The 16,643-nt window shown below is 75.0% G+C and carries 19 protein-coding genes; all 19 read right to left on the bottom strand.

Translation table 11 applies throughout. The features are described 5' to 3' along the window. Positions 1-3: 3 nt before the first annotated feature. The gene (locus GWJ10_RS18345) at positions 4-1,137 is read right to left on the bottom strand and encodes an EscU/YscU/HrcU family type III secretion system export apparatus switch protein (RefSeq protein ID WP_076403286.1); all 1,134 of its coding nucleotides are present in this window, start codon (positions 1,135-1,137) and stop codon (positions 4-6) included. Further along, positions 1,137-1,889: a flagellar biosynthetic protein FliR gene (locus GWJ10_RS18340; RefSeq protein ID WP_043657044.1), complete on the bottom strand. Its 753-nt coding sequence runs from the start codon at positions 1,887-1,889 to the stop codon at positions 1,137-1,139. The genes GWJ10_RS18345 and GWJ10_RS18340 overlap by 1 nt, the downstream gene beginning before the upstream one ends. 6 nt (positions 1,890-1,895) lie before the next feature. Further along, entirely contained in the window at positions 1,896-2,171 is a 276-nt protein-coding gene (gene fliQ, locus GWJ10_RS18335; RefSeq protein WP_021482560.1) for a flagellar biosynthesis protein FliQ, read from the bottom strand. Positions 2,172-2,173: 2 nt separating this feature from the next. After that, positions 2,174-3,016: a flagellar type III secretion system pore protein FliP gene (gene fliP, locus GWJ10_RS18330; protein WP_163188841.1), complete on the bottom strand. Its 843-nt coding sequence runs from the start codon at positions 3,014-3,016 to the stop codon at positions 2,174-2,176. Then, positions 3,013-3,609 carry a flagellar biosynthetic protein FliO gene (locus tag GWJ10_RS18325; protein ID WP_076403291.1) on the bottom strand — a complete coding sequence of 199 codons (597 nt, stop codon included), beginning with the start codon at positions 3,607-3,609 and terminating at the stop codon, positions 3,013-3,015. Before GWJ10_RS18325 ends, fliP begins: the two co-directional genes overlap by 4 nt. A 5-nt stretch (positions 3,610-3,614) precedes the next feature. Further along, the gene (gene fliN, locus GWJ10_RS18320) at positions 3,615-4,319 is read right to left on the bottom strand and encodes a flagellar motor switch protein FliN (protein ID WP_076403293.1); all 705 of its coding nucleotides are present in this window, start codon (positions 4,317-4,319) and stop codon (positions 3,615-3,617) included. 3 nt (positions 4,320-4,322) lie between these two features. Then, positions 4,323-5,222 (bottom strand): flagellar motor switch protein FliM, encoded by a 900-nt coding sequence (locus tag GWJ10_RS18315; protein ID WP_228485236.1) that lies wholly within the window; start codon positions 5,220-5,222, stop codon positions 4,323-4,325. A 66-nt stretch (positions 5,223-5,288) separates the two neighbouring features. Continuing rightward, the gene (locus GWJ10_RS18310; RefSeq protein WP_081895843.1) at positions 5,289-6,182 is read right to left on the bottom strand and encodes a flagellar motor protein MotB; all 894 of its coding nucleotides are present in this window, start codon (positions 6,180-6,182) and stop codon (positions 5,289-5,291) included. Beyond that, the gene (locus GWJ10_RS18305; RefSeq protein ID WP_021483317.1) at positions 6,182-6,955 is read right to left on the bottom strand and encodes a MotA/TolQ/ExbB proton channel family protein; all 774 of its coding nucleotides are present in this window, start codon (positions 6,953-6,955) and stop codon (positions 6,182-6,184) included. The genes GWJ10_RS18310 and GWJ10_RS18305 overlap by 1 nt, the downstream gene beginning before the upstream one ends. A gap of 3 nt (positions 6,956-6,958) precedes the next feature. Continuing rightward, positions 6,959-7,270, bottom strand: coding sequence for a flagellar FlbD family protein (locus GWJ10_RS18300; protein ID WP_034652796.1), 312 nt, complete (start codon positions 7,268-7,270; stop codon positions 6,959-6,961). A gap of 145 nt (positions 7,271-7,415) precedes the next feature. Then, on the bottom strand, positions 7,416-8,597 hold the full coding sequence (locus tag GWJ10_RS18295; protein WP_076403297.1) for a flagellar hook protein FlgE: 1,182 nt from the start codon (positions 8,595-8,597) through the stop codon (positions 7,416-7,418). 15 nt (positions 8,598-8,612) lie between these two features. Continuing rightward, positions 8,613-9,101, bottom strand: a complete 489-nt coding sequence (locus GWJ10_RS18290) for a flagellar hook capping FlgD N-terminal domain-containing protein (RefSeq protein ID WP_233139604.1) — start codon at positions 9,099-9,101, stop codon at positions 8,613-8,615. 13 nt (positions 9,102-9,114) lie between these two features. Further along, positions 9,115-10,710, bottom strand: coding sequence for a flagellar hook-length control protein FliK (locus tag GWJ10_RS18285; RefSeq protein WP_163188840.1), 1,596 nt, complete (start codon positions 10,708-10,710; stop codon positions 9,115-9,117). An 11-nt stretch (positions 10,711-10,721) separates the two neighbouring features. Further along, positions 10,722-11,441 carry a C40 family peptidase gene (locus GWJ10_RS18280; RefSeq protein WP_163188882.1) on the bottom strand — a complete coding sequence of 240 codons (720 nt, stop codon included), beginning with the start codon at positions 11,439-11,441 and terminating at the stop codon, positions 10,722-10,724. 2 nt (positions 11,442-11,443) lie between these two features. Then, positions 11,444-11,878 carry a flagellar FliJ family protein gene (locus tag GWJ10_RS18275; protein ID WP_043660553.1) on the bottom strand — a complete coding sequence of 145 codons (435 nt, stop codon included), beginning with the start codon at positions 11,876-11,878 and terminating at the stop codon, positions 11,444-11,446. Then, positions 11,878-13,161 carry a FliI/YscN family ATPase gene (locus tag GWJ10_RS18270; RefSeq protein ID WP_232322819.1) on the bottom strand — a complete coding sequence of 428 codons (1,284 nt, stop codon included), beginning with the start codon at positions 13,159-13,161 and terminating at the stop codon, positions 11,878-11,880. The genes GWJ10_RS18275 and GWJ10_RS18270 overlap by 1 nt, the downstream gene beginning before the upstream one ends. Positions 13,162-13,256: 95 nt before the next feature. Next, positions 13,257-13,907, bottom strand: a complete 651-nt coding sequence (locus GWJ10_RS18265) for a FliH/SctL family protein (RefSeq protein WP_083711187.1) — start codon at positions 13,905-13,907, stop codon at positions 13,257-13,259. Next, the gene (gene fliG / locus GWJ10_RS18260; protein ID WP_163188839.1) at positions 13,897-15,018 is read right to left on the bottom strand and encodes a flagellar motor switch protein FliG; all 1,122 of its coding nucleotides are present in this window, start codon (positions 15,016-15,018) and stop codon (positions 13,897-13,899) included. Before fliG ends, GWJ10_RS18265 begins: the two co-directional genes overlap by 11 nt. Beyond that, the gene (gene fliF, locus GWJ10_RS18255; protein WP_163188838.1) at positions 15,015-16,643 is read right to left on the bottom strand and encodes a flagellar basal-body MS-ring/collar protein FliF; all 1,629 of its coding nucleotides are present in this window, start codon (positions 16,641-16,643) and stop codon (positions 15,015-15,017) included. Before fliF ends, fliG begins: the two co-directional genes overlap by 4 nt.

Here is a 16,643-nt window from a genome sequence, read left to right as displayed (position 1 = left end):
GGGTCACGCGGCCCGCGCGTCGTCGGCGGCGGGCCACTCGCCCGGCGCGATCGCCGGGCGGGCCATGCGGTGCGGGACGGACGAGGCCGCCGCGCCGCGGCGCGTGAGCGCCATGACGAACGCGAGGACGCGCGCGACGGCCATGTAGAGCTCGACGGGCACCTCCTGCCCGACGTCGCACGCCCGGTGCAGGGCGCGCGCGAGCGGGACGTCGCGGACCATCGGCACCCGCGACTCCTCGGCCTTCTCGCGGATGCGGGCGGCGACGTGGTCGGCGCCCTTCGCGACGACGCGCGGCGCGGAGCGCCCGGGCTCGTACCGCAGCGCGACGGCGACGTGGGTCGGGTTGACGACGACGACGTCCGCGTCGGCCACGGCGGCGATCATGCGGTTGCGCGTCATCGAGCGCGCCATCGACCGGCGCTGCGACTTCACGAGCGGGTCGCCGTCGGTGCTCTTGTTCTCGTCCTTGAGCTCCTTCTTGGTCATGCGCGTCTTCTTGCGGTTGCGTCGCGCCACGACGAGCACGTCGAACAGCGCGAGGGTGAGGCCCGCCGCCGTCGCCCAGACCAGGAGCGAGCGCACGCCGGAGCCCGCCGCCTCGAGCAACGACGCGATCGGCAGGCCGCCCGCGGCCAGGAGGACCGGCATGAGGGACTGGACGACCGCGTAGAGCACGACGCCGACGACCGTCGTCTTGAGCAGGGCCTTCGCGCCGTTCCACAGCGCCTGCGCCCCGAACATCCGCTTGAGCCCGCTCATCGGGTTGAACTGGTCGGCCTCGGGCCTCAGCCGCTTCAGGTGCAGGCCGCCCTGCGCGACCGACGCGAGCAGCACGGCGACGGCGATCGCCCCGAGCAGCGGCAGCATGGTCGGCACCACGGAACCGAGCGCGTCCTGCGCGAGCTGGAGCGCGACCGCGGGCTCAGGGTTCTCGATCACGGTGCGCAGCGACAGCACCTGGTCGGTCGCGGCCCGTGCCGCAGCGCTCACGGTCAGCGGGATCACCGCACCGGCGATCCCGACCCCGACCCAGGCCGTGAGGTCCTGCGACTTGCCGAGCTGGCCCTTGGACCGGACCTCCTTCATCTTCCGGTCGGAGGCCTGCTCGGTCTTCTCCTCGGTGGAGTCGGCCATCAGCCCACCCCGCCCATGCGCTCGACGGCCTCGGCCGTGAGCACCGAGACGACATGCGGGAGCGCGACGAGCACCGTCCCGACGAGCGCGAGCGTGAGGAAGATCTTCAGCGGGAAGCCCATCGCGAACGCGTTGAGCGCGGGGGCGACCCGGTTGACCAGGCCGAGCCCGGCGTCGGCCAGGAAGAGCACGACGACGATCGGGCCGGCGATCTGCAGCCCCGCCACGAACGAGCCGGTGAGGGCCTCGACGAACGACGCCGCGGGGACGCCGGCCAGGCCGCCCACCGGGACGGCCTCGTACGAGCGGGCGAGGCCGAGCACCATCAGCTGGTACGCGTCGGAGACGAACATGAGCACGACCGCGAGGAGCGCGAAGAGGCGCGTGAACTGCGACCCGTTGACGTTCGTCTGCGGGTCGTACGCCATGCCGAGCGAGAACCCGCCGAACAGGTCGAGGTGGGCGCCGGCGGCGGTGATCGCCGAGAAGACGACCATGACGAGCGTCCCGAGCATCGCGCCCGTGACCGCCTCGGCGACGAGGTGCGCGAGGAACGTCGCGGTCCCGGTCGCCTCGTACCCGGGGGCGGCACGACCGGAGACCACGAGCCCGAGCGACACCGCGAGGATCGCGCGCACCTGGCGCGGGATGGCGTGGTGCGAGAACGGCGGCGCGATGGTCATGAACGCGGCCATGCGCACGCCCGCGAGCATCGTCGCCTGGAGCCACGCGAGGTCGATCTCGAGCTGCACGGGACGTCAGCCCCCGTTCAGCAGCGACGGGATGAGGTCGAACATCTCGTGCGTGAACGTCACCATCTCGCCGATCATCCAGTTGCCGCACACGACGAGCGCGACGGCGACCGCGAGCGCCTTGGGGACGAACGAGAGCGTGATCTCCTGGATCTGCGTGACGGACTGCACGATCGAGATGGCGAGGCCCACGACGAGCGACGTGACGAGCACGGGGGCCGCGAGCTTGGCGGCGAGGACGAGCGCCTGCGTGGCGACGTCGAGGACGGCGGCGGTCTCCACGGTCAACCCATCCCGTACGAGCCGATGAGCGACGTCGTGATGAGACCCCACCCGTCGACGAGGACGAAGAGCAGCAGCTTGAACGGCAGCGAGATCATCGTCGGCGGCAGCATCATCATGCCCATGCTCATGAGGGCCGCGGCGACGACGAGGTCGATGACGAGGAACGGCACGAAGACGACGAACCCGATGATGAACGCGGCGCGGAGCTCCGAGATGACGAACGCGGGGACGAGCGTCGTGAGCGGGACGTCGACGGGGGTCGCCGGGTTCTCGAGGTCGGCGGCGCGCGTCATGAGCGCGAGGTCCTCCTCGCGAGTGTGGGCGAGCATGAACTCGCGCAGCGGCACGGCGCCCGCGTCGAGCGCCTGGCTGAAGGTCGTGGTGCCGTCGAGGTAGGGCTGGACCGCGGTGTCGTTGATCTCGCCGAACACCGGCCACATGACGAACAGCGAGAGGAACAGCGCGAGCCCGGCGAGGACCATGTTGGGCGGCACCGTGGCGGTGCCCAGCGCGTTCCGGGTCAGGGCGAGGACGACGAAGATCTTGGTGAACGACGTCATCATGAGCAGCAGCGTCGGCGCGAGCGACAGCAGCGTGATGCCGACCAGCGTCACGAGGGACGACGACGGCTCGCCGTTCGGCCCGTTGATCTCCACCGAGAGCGTCGACCCGCCGTCCTGCGGGTCGACCGGCTGGGTGGGCGGGGCCGGGTCGGTCGGGTCGACGACCGCGGCGCCCGCGTGGGGCGCGAGCAGGACGGTCGCGACCGCGACGAGGAGCAGGACCGCCCCGACGAGCACCGCGACGCGCAGCGCGCGGCGCGACGGGAGGGCGCGTGTCACCGGGCACCTCCTCGCACGACCCGCGCGGCCTTGCGCCACGTGTCGGGCGCGAGGAAGGTGCGCAGGGCGCTCGTCGGCACGGGCGGCGCGACGACGGCGGTCGTGAGGGCCCCGGCCCGAGGCCCCGAGACGGCCGGGGGCACGTCGGCGGGCACGTCGGCGGGAACCGAGCCGGGCTCGCCGTTCCACGCCGGGGCGTCCCCGTTCGCGGGCGGCTGCGCGAGCCACAGCCGTGCCGCGGTGACGGCGTCGTCGAACGACGGCTCGTCCGAGGTCGGGGCACCGGGCGTCGCGTCCGCGGCGGTGACCGTGGTGACCGCGGTGGGCGGGACGTCGGACGGCACGGATAACGGGCCGTCGATGACGGTCACGGACGACTCCGTCACGCCGAGGAGGTACCGGCGGCCCCCGGCCTCGAGCAGGACCGCGGCGCTCTTCTGCGACAGCCCCTGGCGCGCGACCACGGTCAGCTGCTCCTGGCGCCCGCGCGGCGCGGAGCGCGAGGTCTTGCTCGCGACGCGGTACGAGACCCACAGGAGCCCGAGCACGACCGCCAGCGAGAAGGCGACGCGCAGCACGGTGGTGACGTCCATGCCGGTCAGTCGTCCGCGTCGAGGATCTTGGTGATGCGCACCCCGTAGTCGCCGCCGTCGACGACCACGACCTCGCCCTTGGCGATCGTGCGGCCGTTGAGCTGCACGTCCGCCGGCGCCCCGGCGGACCGGTCGAGCTCGACGACGGCGCCCGGCTCGAGGCTGAGCACGTCCCGCACCGGCATCCGGGTGCGGCCCACGATGACGGAGAGACGCATCTCGACGTTGGAGATGCGCGCGAGCCGGGCACCGGTCACGGCCTCGTCGGGCAGGCTCTGCAGGGCGCGGCGCGTGCGCACGACGAACCAGCCCGCCGTCGGGCCGTCGTCCGTGGAGAGCTCGAACACGACGGACTCCGGGTCCTCGAAGAGCGCGGTCGCGTCGGCGACGCGCACCTCCCCGAGCACGCCGACGCCGGTGGTCGACCCCGCGGCCTCCAGGGCGGGGCGCAGGACGTCGGTGACGTCGAGCGCCGCCTCCTGGGAGGCGTCGGCGAGCGTGTCCTGGTCGATGAGGGCGAGCGCGAGGTCGGTGCCGGAGTCCCCCACGTACGAGGCGACGACCGCCCGTGCGGCCTGCGGGCCGACGGGGGCGCCGCCGCGCAGGGCCGCGCGCAGCGGGGTGCTGGTCGGGACGAGCTCGACGAGCGCGTGGGCGGCGGCGGACGCGGCCTCGACGACGGACTGCTCGACCGGGGTGGCGGTGCTCATGGGTCAGTTCTCCTCGGTGGTGACGATGCGGCAGGCGAGGCGGGAGCCGGACGAGCCGACGGCGCCGCGGGCCAGGACGTGGCCGTCGACGATGACGTCGAGCGGGCGGGACTGGGCGTGGGGGACGTGCACGACGTCGCCGACGGCGAGGTCCAGCACCTCGGTCGGCGTCATGGACGCGCCGGTGAGCTCGACGGTGACGTCGACGAGCGAGCGCGCGACGTGCTGGCGCGTGCGCCGGGTCGCGTCGGCGGGGTCGTCCGCCGGGTTGGCCTCGCCGAGGTGCGGGAGCAGCGCGACCGACGGCACGGCGAGGGTCGCCCGGCACGCGCGCTCGCCGACGCGGAGGTCGAGCTCGGCGACGATCATGAGCTCGGCGGTGGGGGCGGCCTGGGCGAACTGCGAGTTGTGCTGGATCGACGAGATCCGCAGCGGGTTCTCGAGCAGCCGGCCCATCGAGTGGCGCAGGTCGCGCAGCGTCTCGGTGAGCAGCGACGTCACGAGCGTGCGCTCGACGTCGGTGAACTTGCGGTCGACGACCGGGATGGTCGGTCCGGCGCCGAGCATGTGGGCGATCCACGTGAGGGCGTCCGTGTGCGGGAACTGCAGGACGGCGCGCGGGCCGATCCCCTCGAGCTCGCACACGACGAACGTCGTCGTCACGGGCAGCTCGGCGACGTAGTCGTCGTAGGTGCGCATCGCGACCGCGGCGAGGTTGACCTGGCTCACGACCCGCACGCGGGCCGTGAGCTGCGTGCCCCACTGGCGCGCGAAGCTCTCGAACGCCATCTCGAGGATGCGGTGGTGCTCGCGGACGAGCGTCGTCGGGCGGCGGAAGTCGTAGACCTCGACCTTGCGGCTCGGTGCGGGCTGCTGGACCCGCTCGGGTGTCGTCGTGCTCACGACCGCTCCTATGCGGGCGCGCACGACGCGAGCCTGCGCGACGCCGCGCAGGCTCGACGGACCGCGTCACTCCCCCGGAGCGCCCGCCTCCCCCGCCGTCTCGGCGGCCCGCGCGAGAGCCCGCGCGTCCGCCTCCGCGGCCGGGACGTCCGCCGCGCTGAGCTGCCCCGACAGCACCTGCGGGATGAGCGCGCGCACGGCCTCCGGCGCGGACGAGAGCACCATGATGTCGACGCGGCGGTTCGTCGCGAGCGCCTCGGGGCTCGTGCCCTCGGCGAGCGGACGCGCCGACCCGAAGCCCACCGCGGCGATCCGGTGCTCGGCGAGACCGTCCTGCTCGACGAGGTGGCGCAGCACGGCGGTGGCGCGCGACGACGACAGCTCCCAGTTCGACGGGAAGACCGACGTCACGGTCGAGGTGTAGTCCGCGTTGCCCTCGATGCGGATCTCGTGCGCGGTCGGCGCGAGCGCCGGGCCCACGACGTCGAGCACCGCCCGCGCCTCCTGCGTGAGGTCCGCGCTCCCGGGCGAGAAGAACGTGTCCGCGGACACGAGCCGCACGGTGAGCCCGCGCTCGTCGATGTCGAACCGGACCGTGTCGGACCGCCCGTGCGCGGCGAGGTCGCGGGCCATCGCGTCGCGCAGCGCGGAGAGGTCCGACACCTCGTCGAGCGCGCGCTCGAGGTCCGTCTCGACGTCGACCGGCTCCTCCGCCGGGTTCTCCACGACCTCCTCGACGACCGCGGCGTCCTCGACGTTGCCGAAGCCCTCCGCGAGCGAGGACTTCAGCTCCTGGTACTTGCCCTGGTCGACCGAGCTGATGGCGAACAGGACGATGAACAGGCACATGAGCACGGTCACCATGTCCATGTACGACACCATCCAGCGGCCGGAGCCGCCCGTGTCGTGCCCGCCACCGCCGCCCCCGCCGCCGTGGCCGCCCCTGCGACGCCGCGCCATCAGGCGGCCTTGTCCTCGGGCAACGACCACTCGGGGACCATCGTCTTGAGCCGCTCGTCGATGACCCGGGCGCGCGAGCCCGCCTGGATCGACATGTAGCCCTCGAGGAGGACGTGGAGCCGCTCGATCTCGAGGTCGGACAGGCGCTTGAGCTTCGCGCCGATGGGCAGCCAGATGAAGTTGGCGGAGAGGATGCCCCACAGGGTCGCGATGAACGCCGCGGCGATCATGTGCCCGAGCTTCTCGGGCTCGGACAGGTTCTCCAGCACGTGGGTCAGCGAGACGACGGTGCCGACGATGCCGATCGTGGGGGCGTAGCCGCCGATCGCGTTGAAGAAGTCGTACGCGACGGCGTCCTCGCGGGCCTTGGTCTCGATCCGCTCCTCGAGCAGGGTGCGCAGCTGCTCGGCGTCCGAGCCGTCGGCGAGCGACTGCAGCGCGCTGCGCTGGAACGGGTCGTCCGTCTTCTGGGACTCGGCCTCGAGGGCGAGCAGGCCGCCGTCGTTCTGGACGATCTCCGCGGCCCGGACGACCTCCTCGATGGCCTCCGCGGGACGCGGCGCCTTGCCCGTGAACGCGCGCGGCAGCGTCTTGAAGGCCCGGACCGAGTCCTTGAGCGTCCCCGACGCGACGGCGGCGAAGATGCTCGCCCCGAAGACGAGGATGATCGGTGCCGGGAGCAGGATCGAGGTGATCTGCGACCCCTCGAGGTACACCATCGCGATGAGCGAGCCGAACGCGACGAGGATGCCGATGATGGTTGCGGGGTCCATGGCCTACTTCGTCCTCGTGTCGGGCAGGGGTGCGAGGGCGACCGGGCGGTCGCCGGGGGCGGGGGCGTCGTCGGGCGCGGACCGGACGACCTCGAGCGGTGCGCGCTCGGCGGGGGCGGGCAGGGAGCGCGCGAGCGCGAGCACGCGCGCCTTGTGCTCCTCGACGAGGCGGATCACGACCTCCATGGGCTCGGTCACGATGTAGCGCGAGCCGTCGATGAGCGTCACGCGCGTGTCCGGGTTGGTCTCGACGCGGGCCACCAGGTCCGCGTTGATCGCGATGCGCTCGGAGCTGAAGCGCGTGAGGACGATCACGGCTCTCCCTTCGGGTGGGACGGGTCCGGGTCAGGTGCGGACGGGTTCGGGACGGAGGTGCGGGTCAGGGGGCGGTGCGGGGTCCGGTCCGGGGTTCGGTGGGGTGCCTCCCGGTCGGGCCGGGAGGCACCCCACCGCGCCCGGGTCAGCGCTTGAGGTTGACGAGCTCGGTGAGCACCTCGTCGGACGTCGTGATCACGCGCGAGTTCGCCTGGAACCCGCGCTGCGACACGATGAGGTTGGTGAACTCCTGCGAGAGGTCGACGTTCGACATCTCGAGAGCGCCCGCGGTGATCGAGCCGAGGCCCGGGTCGCCCGCGGCGCCGACCAGCAGGTCGCCCGAGTACTGCGTCGCCGCGAAGAGCGAGTCGCCCGCCTTCTCGAGCCCGCCGGCGTTGGTGAACGTCGCGAGCGCGACCTGGCCGAGGACCTCGGTCCGGCCGTTCGAGTAGCGGCCGACGATCGAGCCGTCGCCGGAGACCGAGTACGACGTGAGCGACCCGGCGGCCCCGCCGTCCTTGCTCGCGACGGCGACGTTCGACAGCCCCGCGTACGACGTGAGCCCGTCGAGGCCGACCGTCACGCCGCCGACGGCGAGGGACCCGCCGCCGGTCAGGGCACCACCCGTGAACGTGAGGGCCTGCGGGCCCGCGAGCGTCGCGCCGGTCGCGCCGTCGCGGGCGCTCACGGACCAGCCGCCGGCGGCGGCCGTGAAGACGAGCGAGAGCTTGCTCGCCCGGCCCGCCGCGTCGAAGACCTCGACGTCGCGCACGAGCTCGGTGCCGTCCGCGGCGTCCGAGGGCAGGTTGCCCCCGAACGTCACGCCCGTGGTCGCGCGGGGCGGGATGACGTCCCCGACGGGGATCGTGAGGTTGCCGAGCGGGCTGCTCGTGTTCACCACGCCGTCGGTGGCGGTCCAGCCCTGGACGAGGTCGCCGCTCGCGTTGACGAGCCGGCCCGCGCCGTCGAACGTGAACCCGCCGTTGCGCGTGTAGTACGCCTGGCCGCCCCGCTCGACGACGAAGAACCCGTCGCCGTCGATCATGAGGTCGGTCGGGACGCCCGTCGTCTGCGCGGCGCCCTGCGTGAACTGCGTCGTGATGGCGGCCGTCGTGACGCCGAGGCCGATCTGCGCGGGGTTCGCGCCGCCGACCTGCTGGTCGGGCGCGACACCCGCCGCGACGAGCTGGGACAGCGTGTCCTGGAACTGGGTGCGCGAGGACTTGAAGCCCGTCGTGTTGACGTTCGCGATGTTGTTGCCCGTGACGTCCAGCATGTTCTGGTGGGCGCGCAGGCCGGAGATTCCGGTGTTGAGGGAGCGGAGCACGAGAGTCCTTTCGGGTCAGGCGGCGGAGCTGCCGTGGTCGTCGGTGGCGCCGTCCGTGGCTGCCGGGGTCCCGGTGGCATCCGTGCTGACCGAGGAGGTGACGGCGGAGACGTGGTCGAGGTCGACCGTCACCCCGCCGATCGTCACGGTGGGTACCGCGTCGCGGTACGACACCGCGGTGGCGGTGCCCGTGTGCTCGACGCCGTCGGCGTCGAGGTAGGAGACCTTGTTGCCCAGGAGGTCGGCGGCCGACTGGCGCATCTGGAGCGCGAACGACTCCTCGACGAGCCCGGTCATCCGCGTGAGCGCCTCCATCATGGCGAGCGACGTCGTCTGCGAGACGATCTCGCCGGTGTCCATGGAGCTGGACGGGTCCTGGTTGCGCAGCTGGGTCACGAGGAGCCCGAGGAAGAGCTCGCTGTCGTACTCCTGCTTGGGCGCGCGCACGCTCTTCGTGGCATACATCGATGCCGGCGCCGGCGCGCTCACGGGTTCGACGGGCACGTGGTTCCTCTCCTCAGACGAGGACGTCGAGGCGCCGGGCGGCGCCGTACGTCCTGCCGACCACTGTCGGCTCGGTCTCGGGCTCGGTGGCCCCTCGGTGCGGCCGGGCCGGGCCGCGGTCGTGCGCGCCGGGCTCCTGCGGGTCGCGACGCGCGCCGGACCCGTCCGCGGTGGCGCCGCGGCCGTCCCGACCGTCCACGGCCGTGCCCGGTGCTCCCGCGTCCGCGACGGTGACCGACGACGCCCCGCCCGCGATGCCCGCGAGGTCGCGCCGCAGGTCGGCGACGATGGCGCGCAGCGCCTCGCGGCCCGTGTCGTGCGGCGCGTAGAGCTCGATGCGCAGGTCACCGCCCGCGACGTGCGCGCGGACCGTCACGGGCCCGAGGTTCTCGGGCGTCACGGAGAGCGTGAGCACGTGGTCGCCGTCGCCCGCCTCGGCGAGCCGGACGACGGGCCCGGCGACCTGGGCGTGCAGCGGCTGTGCCGGGTGCGACGCGGCCGCCGGGGCGGTCACCGCGGGCGCGCCGACGGCGGCCGGTGCGGCAGGGGCCGCGACGGGGGCGGCGGCGAGGAGCTCCCCGGCGGCCCGCGGCGCGGCGTCCGGCGCGAGGGTCGTGCCCTCCGGGCCGGTCGGGACCGGTGAGGTCACGCCGTCCGCCTCCCCCGGTGCAGGGGCGACGGCGACGCCCCCCGAGCTGGTCGGCGCACCCGGCGCGGCGGGGACCGGCGCACCCGGCGTGGCGGGGACCGGACCCGGCGGCGGGGTCGTGGTCGTCCCGGCCCCGGGCCCGGCGCTCGCCAGGGGTCCGGCCGTCGCGACGGCCTCTCCGGCACCACCGCTCGCCCGCGTCGCGGCGGGCACCGTCACCGGGCCGTCCGCCGTCGCCGTCGCGTCGGACGACCACGGTGCACCGGTCGGCGTCCGAGCCTCGCCCGGCCCGGCCGCCGCCGCGGTGCCGACCGCCGAGGCGGTGCCGGCCGCCGAGGCTGTGCCGGCCGCCGAGGCTGTGCCGGGTGCGCCCGGGCGGTCGCCCGTGGCCGGGGCAGCCGTGGACGCGTCCGGGGCGCCCGCGGCGTCGGCCGACGACGCGGCGCGCGTCGGACCGTGCTCGTCGCCGGGCGCCGCGTCGTCCGCGACGGCGGCAGCTGCCGCGCCGTCCGGCGTGGCGGTGCCGGCGAGCGCGCCGTCGAGACCGACGGGCGCCGCGTCGGGGAGCACCGGCAGGCCCGGCAGGCCGACGGGCACGGGCGGCACGGCGGGCTGACCGTCCGCGGCGGTGGCGCCGTCCGCCGAGGAGTCGGCGCCGGGGGCCCCGGTGGCCGCGGGCCCGTCGGTCGAGGACCCGTCGGTCGAGAGCCCGGCGGTCGAGAGCCCGGCGGTCGGGGTGCTGCCGGTCGAGGACCCGGCGGCGGGCCCGTCGTCGACGGCCCGGTCGGCAGGGGTGCCCCCGCGAGCGCGCGCGGGCTCCGGGCGGCCGCGGGCCGCCTCGCCGAGCGCGGCGTCGAAGCTGCGGCCGAACGCGTCGGCCGACGCTCCGGACGCCGCCCGGGGCCGCGCCGTCGTGGCCGGTGCCGGAGCCGCGACCAGGGCGTTCGTGGTCAGGGTCATCGTGGTCCTCCTCAGCCGATCACGCGGCGGACGGTCGTCACGGAGGCGTCGGTGACGTCCGTGATCTCGACGGTGCGGCCGGGCTTGGGCGCGTGGATCATCTGCCCGTCGCCCACGTAGATGCCGATGTGCTTGCCCCCGCGCTGCACCACGAGGTCGCCGGGTCGCGCCTCGGCGAGCGAGCCGACCTCGGTCCCCTGGCGCATCTGGTCGCGCGCGACGCGCGGCAGGTCGACGCCGTGCGCGGAGTACACGAGCTGGACGAGGCCCGAGCAGTCGAGGCCGCCCTCGCCGAGGCTCTCGCCGCCCCACACGTACGGCACGCCGAGGTACTGGCGCGCCGTCTCGACGACCGACCGTCCCGCCGCGCCGTCGGTCGCGCCGTCCGGCGCGGTCGCCGGGCCGGCGGGCGCAGCGGGGGCGGCCGGCGCGACGGCTGCCGCCGCCGCGGCGCCCGGCGATGCACCCGCCCCGAACAGCGCGCTGCGCGCGAGCTCGTCGGCGCCGGTCGCCCCGGACAGCGTGCCGAGCAGGCGCCCGACCACGTCCGAGCCGGTGCCCGTCGCGCCCGTCGTCGGCAGCGCCGAGAGCGCCGAGAGCGCCGACGCGAAGTCGGTCGCGCTCGTGGACGACGACGACGCCGGCGTCGACCGGCCGGGGGCGGTCACGACGTCGTGCAGCGCCACGATCTCCGTGCGGATCTCGCCCACGCGGGCGAGCGCCTGGGTCATGCTCACGTCGTCGACCCCCCGGCCGTCGTGCGCCGCGCGGCCGAGGCGATCTCGTCGAGCGCGGCCTGGTCGGCGCGCCCTTCCGCGCGGGCCGTCTCGGCGTCGTGCCGCTCCTCGAGCTTCTCGAGGCCCAGCGCGGCGGCGCGGGCGCGCGCGAGCTCGGCGCGCGCCTCGTCCACGGCGTGCGCGCGCACGCGCTCCTCGGACTCGAGCACGGAGAACAACGCGCTCGCCGCGGCGCGGGAGGCCGCGAGCCCGGACAGCGCCGCGCTCGTCGTCGGGCGCTCGGGCGAGGCGTCGAGGTAGGCGGCGAGACCGCCCGCCTCCTCCACGGTGCGCGCGAGGTCCGCGTGCGCTCCCGCGAGCGCCGCCTTGGCGCCGTCCTCCTCGAGGCGACGCAGGCGCAGCACGCCCGCGAGCCGGAACTTCCCCGCCATCAGTCCTCCCCTCCGGCCAGCACCTGGGTGAGCCGCGTGAGGCGCGCCCACGACTCCTCGGCCGGCGTCCTGTCGGTCATGACCTGCTGCAGGAAGGCGTCGATCGCCCCCTGGTGCTCGAGGCTCGCGTCGACGAGGGGGTCGGTGCCCTTCTTGTACGCCCCGATGTCGAGGATGTCCTGCGCCTTGCGGCGCGCCGCGAGGACCCGGCGCAGCGTGAGCGCGACCGACCTCTGCTCGGGCGTGGTCACGCGCGACGCGACGCGCGAGACCGACGCGAGCGCGTCGACCGCCGGGTAGTGGCCCGAGACGGCGATGGACCGGTCGAGCACCACGTGCCCGTCGAGGATCGAGCGCGCCTGGTCGGCGATCGGCTCGTTGTGGTCGTCGCCGTCGACGAGGACGGTGTAGATCCCGGTGACGGAGCCCGTCGCCGCGGTGCCCGCGCGCTCGAGCAGGTTCCCCATGAGGGAGAACGTCGACGGCGGGTAGCCGCGCGTCGCGGGGGGCTCCCCCACGGACAGCCCGATCTCGCGCTGCGCCATGGACACGCGCGTGAGGGAGTCCATCATGAGGACGACGTGCGACCCGGCCTCCCGGAACGACTCGGCGATCCGGGTCGCCGTGAAGGCTGCGCGGCGGCGCATCATCGCGGGCTCGTCGGACGTCGCGACGACGACGACCGACCGGGCCAGGCCCTCGGGGCCGAGGTCGTCCTCGAGGAACTCGCGCACCTCGCGCCCGCGCTCGCCGACGAGCGCGATGACCGACACCTCGGCGTCGGTCCCGCGCGCGACCATCGACAGCAGCGAGGACTTGCCGACGCCGGAGCCGGCGAACAGCCCGATGCGCTGGCCCCGGCCGAGCGTGGTGAGCGTGTCGAGGACCCGTACGCCGGTCTGGAGCGGCGTGTCGATGCGCGCCCGCTCCATCGCGGCGGGCGCGTCCGCGTCCACGGGCACGCGGGGCGCGCGCCCGAGCGGGCCGCGCCCGTCCACGGGGCGGCCGAGCGCGTCGACCACGCGGCCGAACAGGCCGCGCCCGGTCGGGACGAGGACCCCGGTGCCGCGCGTGCGCACCGGGTCGCCCGCGCGGACACCGGAGAGCCGGCCGAGCGGCATGCAGCGCGCCCTGCCCTCGGCGGTCGCGACGACCTCCGCGTCGAGGGGGTGCGGGCCGTCGCCGACGTGGACGAGGTCGCCGATGCCGCAGCTCAGGCCCGCGACCTCGAGGCTCAGCCCGACGGCCGACGTCACGACGCCGACCCGCTCGGGCCGCGCCACCGCGACGAGGGACTCGAGCGCGGGCGGGCGGGAGTGCGGGCGGGTCGCGCCCGCCGTGGTGCGCGTGCCCGGCACGGCGGAGCCGACCGGGGCCGTCACGACGACCCTCCGGCCGCGCCGGGCCCGGCGTCGGGCGGGAGGTCGGGCCCGACGTCGAGCAGCGCCAGCTCGGCCCGCGCCCGGTCGACGGCGGCGCGCACGCGCGCGTCGAGGAAGCCGTGCTCGAGCTCCGCGACGGCGTCGCCGCGGTCGAGCGACGCGTCCGCGACGAGGCGGACGTCGTCGACCCCGGCCTCGGTCAGCAGGCGCACGTCGTCGGGGTGCAGCCGGACGGCGACGACCGCGCCGTCGGCGACGGCCGTCGCGCGCGCGAGGGCCGCGCGGGCGGCCCCCGGCCGGTCGGTGAGCTCGTACCCGAGGACGGACCCCGCGAGGTCGAGCGCGCCCCGGACCGTGGCGTCCTGCGCCGCGGCGACGACGGGGACCGTCCGCTCGCCGAGCGCCCGGGCGGCCTCGCGCAGGACGGCGACCGCGCGCGCGGTCCGCTCGTCGCGCTCGGCGGTGCGCCGCGCGTGGTCCGCCTCGAGCGCGGCGCGCAGGCGCTCCGCCTCGTCGCGGGCCGCGCGGGCCCCGGCCGCGTAGCCGGCGGCGTACCCGCGGGCCGACGCCGCCGCCTCGACCTCCGCGACGCGGTCGCTGCGCAGGACCGGCACGGCCCGCGGCACGAAGGAGGCGTCAGTAGACAAGCTCGTCCCCGTCCGTGCGGTGGATCGTGATCTTCTCGTCGGCCTCGAGGTTGCGGACGACGCGGACGATCTCCGCGCGCGCCTCCTCGACCTGGCTGATGCGCACCCCGCCCAGCCCGGCGACCTCCTCCTCCAGCAGCGCCCGGTTGCGCTCGGAGATGTTCTTCGTGATCGTCTCGACGACCTTGGCGGTCGTGCCCTTCATCGCGAGCGCGAGCACCGACATCTCGACGCCGCGCAGGATGATCTGCACGTCGCGCGCCTCGAACGAGGCGATGTCCTCGAAGGTCAGCATGCGCGAGCGGACCTCCTCGGCGAGCTGCGGGTCGCGGGCCTCGAGCCCTTCGAGGACCGCCTTCTCCGTGGCGCCGTCGGAGCGGTTGATGATGTCGACGAGCGGCTGGACGCCGCCGAGGATCTCGACCGGCTGACGCGGGGTGATGCTCGCGCCCATGCGGGTGCGGAACTGCTCCGACACGATCTTCACCGCGTCCGGCGACGCGGTGCCCATGGTCGCGAGCGCCTGCGCGACGTCCGTGCGGTAGTCGTCGGCCAGCTTGGCGAGCACCGCGGACGCGACGCCCGAGCTGAGGTGCGCGAGGACGAGGGCGACGGTCTGTGGGTGCTCGCCGTCGAGCAGGGACACGATCTGTCCCGGCTCGGTGCCGTCGAGGTACTCGAACGCCTTGCCCTGCATGCTCGCGACGAGGCGCTCGACCACGTCGGCCGCCCGGTCGGCGCCCATCGACGCCTCGAGCAGCCCGACGGCGAAGTCCTTGCCCCCGCGCGGGCGCGGCGTGCCGGACAGCGCCATGTCGTAGAACTCGTCGAGGGCCGCGACCGCCAGGTCCTCGTCCACCACCTGGGTGCGCATGATCTCGGCGGCGACCTCGGAGGCCTCCTCCTCGGAGAGCAGCGACAGGACCGTCGCCGCCCGCTCCTGGCTGAGCTGCATGAGCACCAGGGCGACCTTCTGCACCCCGCTCATCGCGGCGACCTTGCGCGCCGCCTCGGTCGCGGCCGCCGCGGCGGCGGGGTCGAGGGCGGCCGCCAGACCGGCGGCGCCGGTGCCCGGCGGCGCCGTCTCGGGCGGTGCCGTCGTGACGCTCATCGCTGCGCCCCCGCCCGGTCCTCGGCGAGCAGCACCCGCAGGTACTCGGCCGTCTTGTCGGGGTCGGTCGCCGCGAGCGCGTCGATCTCGGCCCGACGCTGGTCGAGGCTCGTGAACCGCGGGGTCGGGGGCTGGATCTCCGGCCGCTCGGGCACGGGCTCGAGCTCGCCCTGACCGCCGCCGGACAGGAGCGCCGGGTGCTCGTCGTCGCGGTCGAGCTCGTGCAGGGTCGTCATGCGGAGGTCCTCGAGGTCGACCGTCTCGCGCCGCTCGCGGCGACGACGGGCGCGCCGCACGGCCACGAGCACGATCACCAGGGCGATGAGCACCCCGGCGACGACCGCCGCGGTGCGCAGCATCTGCGCCCGGCTCTCGGCGGCGGCCGCCTCCTCCGCCGCGGCGAGCGCGGCCTGGGCCGACTCCGCGGCGCCCGTGTCGAACGGCAGCACCGCGACCTCGACGGTGTCCCCGCGCTCGGCGTCGATGCCGGCGGCGGCGGAGACCATCGCGGTGATCGCGGCCGTGTCCATCCCCCGGGCCACCTCGGCGTCGAGCGCGACGGACACGGCCTGCCGGGTCAGCGCGCCGGCGGGCGTCGTCGTGGTCTCCGTGACCTTGTCGATCGCGTTGTTGCGCGTGGCGTCCTCCGACGTGTAGCTGCTGTCCCCGCCGGCGCCGCCCGGGACGGCGATGTTGTCCGGTCCCAGCACCCCGGCGACGCCACCGCCCGCGCCGGTGTACTCCTCGGTCGTCGTGGACTCGTTGAGGACGGGCCCGCCCTCCGGCGTGCGGAACGTCTCCTCGAGACGCTCGGAGCTCGCCACGTCCATCTGCGCGGTCACCGCGACGGTCGAGTTCCCGGCCCCGACGACGCGGTCGAGCATCGCCTGCACCTGCCCGGACACCTTCTCCTCGTACTGCCCGGCCTGCTCGCCCGACGAGCGCGCCCCGACGCCGACCTCGGAGAGCACCTCTCCCTGCGCGTCGACGACCGCGACGTCGGTGGGTGCCATGCCGTCGATCGACGCCGAGACGAGGTGGACCATCGCCTCGACCTGCTCGGTCGTGAGCTTCTGGCCGCGGGCGGGAGCGACGAACACCGACGCGGTCGGGGTGCCCTGCTCGGCCGCGAAGACCGTCTTCTCGGGGATCGCGAGCTGGACGGTCGCCGTCTCGACGCCGTCCATCGCGGAGAGGGTGCGGGCGAGCTCGCCCTCGAGCGCGCGCTTGTACGTCACGTCCTGCTGGAACTCGCTCGACGTGACGCCCATCTCGTCGAGCAGCGAGTAGCCGCCCGTCGACTCGTCGGCGGGCAGGCCGGCCGTCGCGGCCGCGAGCCGCTGCTCGTAGACCCGCTCCTCGGGCACGAGCACCGTGCCGCCGCCGTCGGTCAGCTCGTAGGGCACGCCCTGCGAGCGGAGCTGGTCGACGATCGCGGCGGCGTCCGCGCTCGACATGCCGGAGAACAGGGGCGTGTAGCTGGGGCGCGACGCCCACGACACGAGCGCGACGATCCCGACCACGAGGATCGCGAGGGCGAGCAGCGCGAGCGTGCGCTGGGCGATGGTGAAGTCGCGGACGGCGCCGAACGCGCGGCCGAACGTCGACCTGATCTTCTCGGGCAT

The organism is Cellulosimicrobium sp. SL-1 (assembly GCF_011033075.1).
GTDB lineage: Bacteria > Actinomycetota > Actinomycetes > Actinomycetales > Cellulomonadaceae > Cellulosimicrobium > Cellulosimicrobium funkei.
The sequence above is the reverse complement of the archived record's forward strand: the minus strand, read 5'-3'. Positions and strand labels throughout refer to the sequence as shown.

Excerpts from the sequence above, each read along its gene's own strand:
- GWJ10_RS18345 (WP_076403286.1), bottom strand. The coding sequence starts at position 1,137 with ATGGCCGACTCCACCGAGGAGAAGACCGAGCAGGCCTCCGACCGGAAG.
- GWJ10_RS18325 (WP_076403291.1), bottom strand. The coding sequence starts at position 3,609 with ATGGACGTCACCACCGTGCTGCGCGTCGCCTTCTCGCTGGCGGTCGTG.
- fliN (WP_076403293.1), bottom strand. The coding sequence starts at position 4,319 with ATGAGCACCGCCACCCCGGTCGAGCAGTCCGTCGTCGAGGCCGCGTCC.
- GWJ10_RS18310 (WP_081895843.1), bottom strand. The coding sequence starts at position 6,182 with ATGGCGCGGCGTCGCAGGGGCGGCCACGGCGGCGGGGGCGGCGGTGGC.
- GWJ10_RS18305 (WP_021483317.1), bottom strand. The coding sequence starts at position 6,955 with ATGGACCCCGCAACCATCATCGGCATCCTCGTCGCGTTCGGCTCGCTC.
- GWJ10_RS18285 (WP_163188840.1), bottom strand. The coding sequence starts at position 10,710 with ATGACCCTGACCACGAACGCCCTGGTCGCGGCTCCGGCACCGGCCACG.
- GWJ10_RS18280 (WP_163188882.1), bottom strand. The coding sequence starts at position 11,441 with ATGACCCAGGCGCTCGCCCGCGTGGGCGAGATCCGCACGGAGATCGTG.
- GWJ10_RS18275 (WP_043660553.1), bottom strand. The coding sequence starts at position 11,878 with ATGGCGGGGAAGTTCCGGCTCGCGGGCGTGCTGCGCCTGCGTCGCCTC.
- fliG (WP_163188839.1), bottom strand. The coding sequence starts at position 15,018 with ATGAGCGTCACGACGGCACCGCCCGAGACGGCGCCGCCGGGCACCGGC.
- fliF (WP_163188838.1), bottom strand. The coding sequence starts at position 16,643 with ATGCCCGAGAAGATCAGGTCGACGTTCGGCCGCGCGTTCGGCGCCGTC.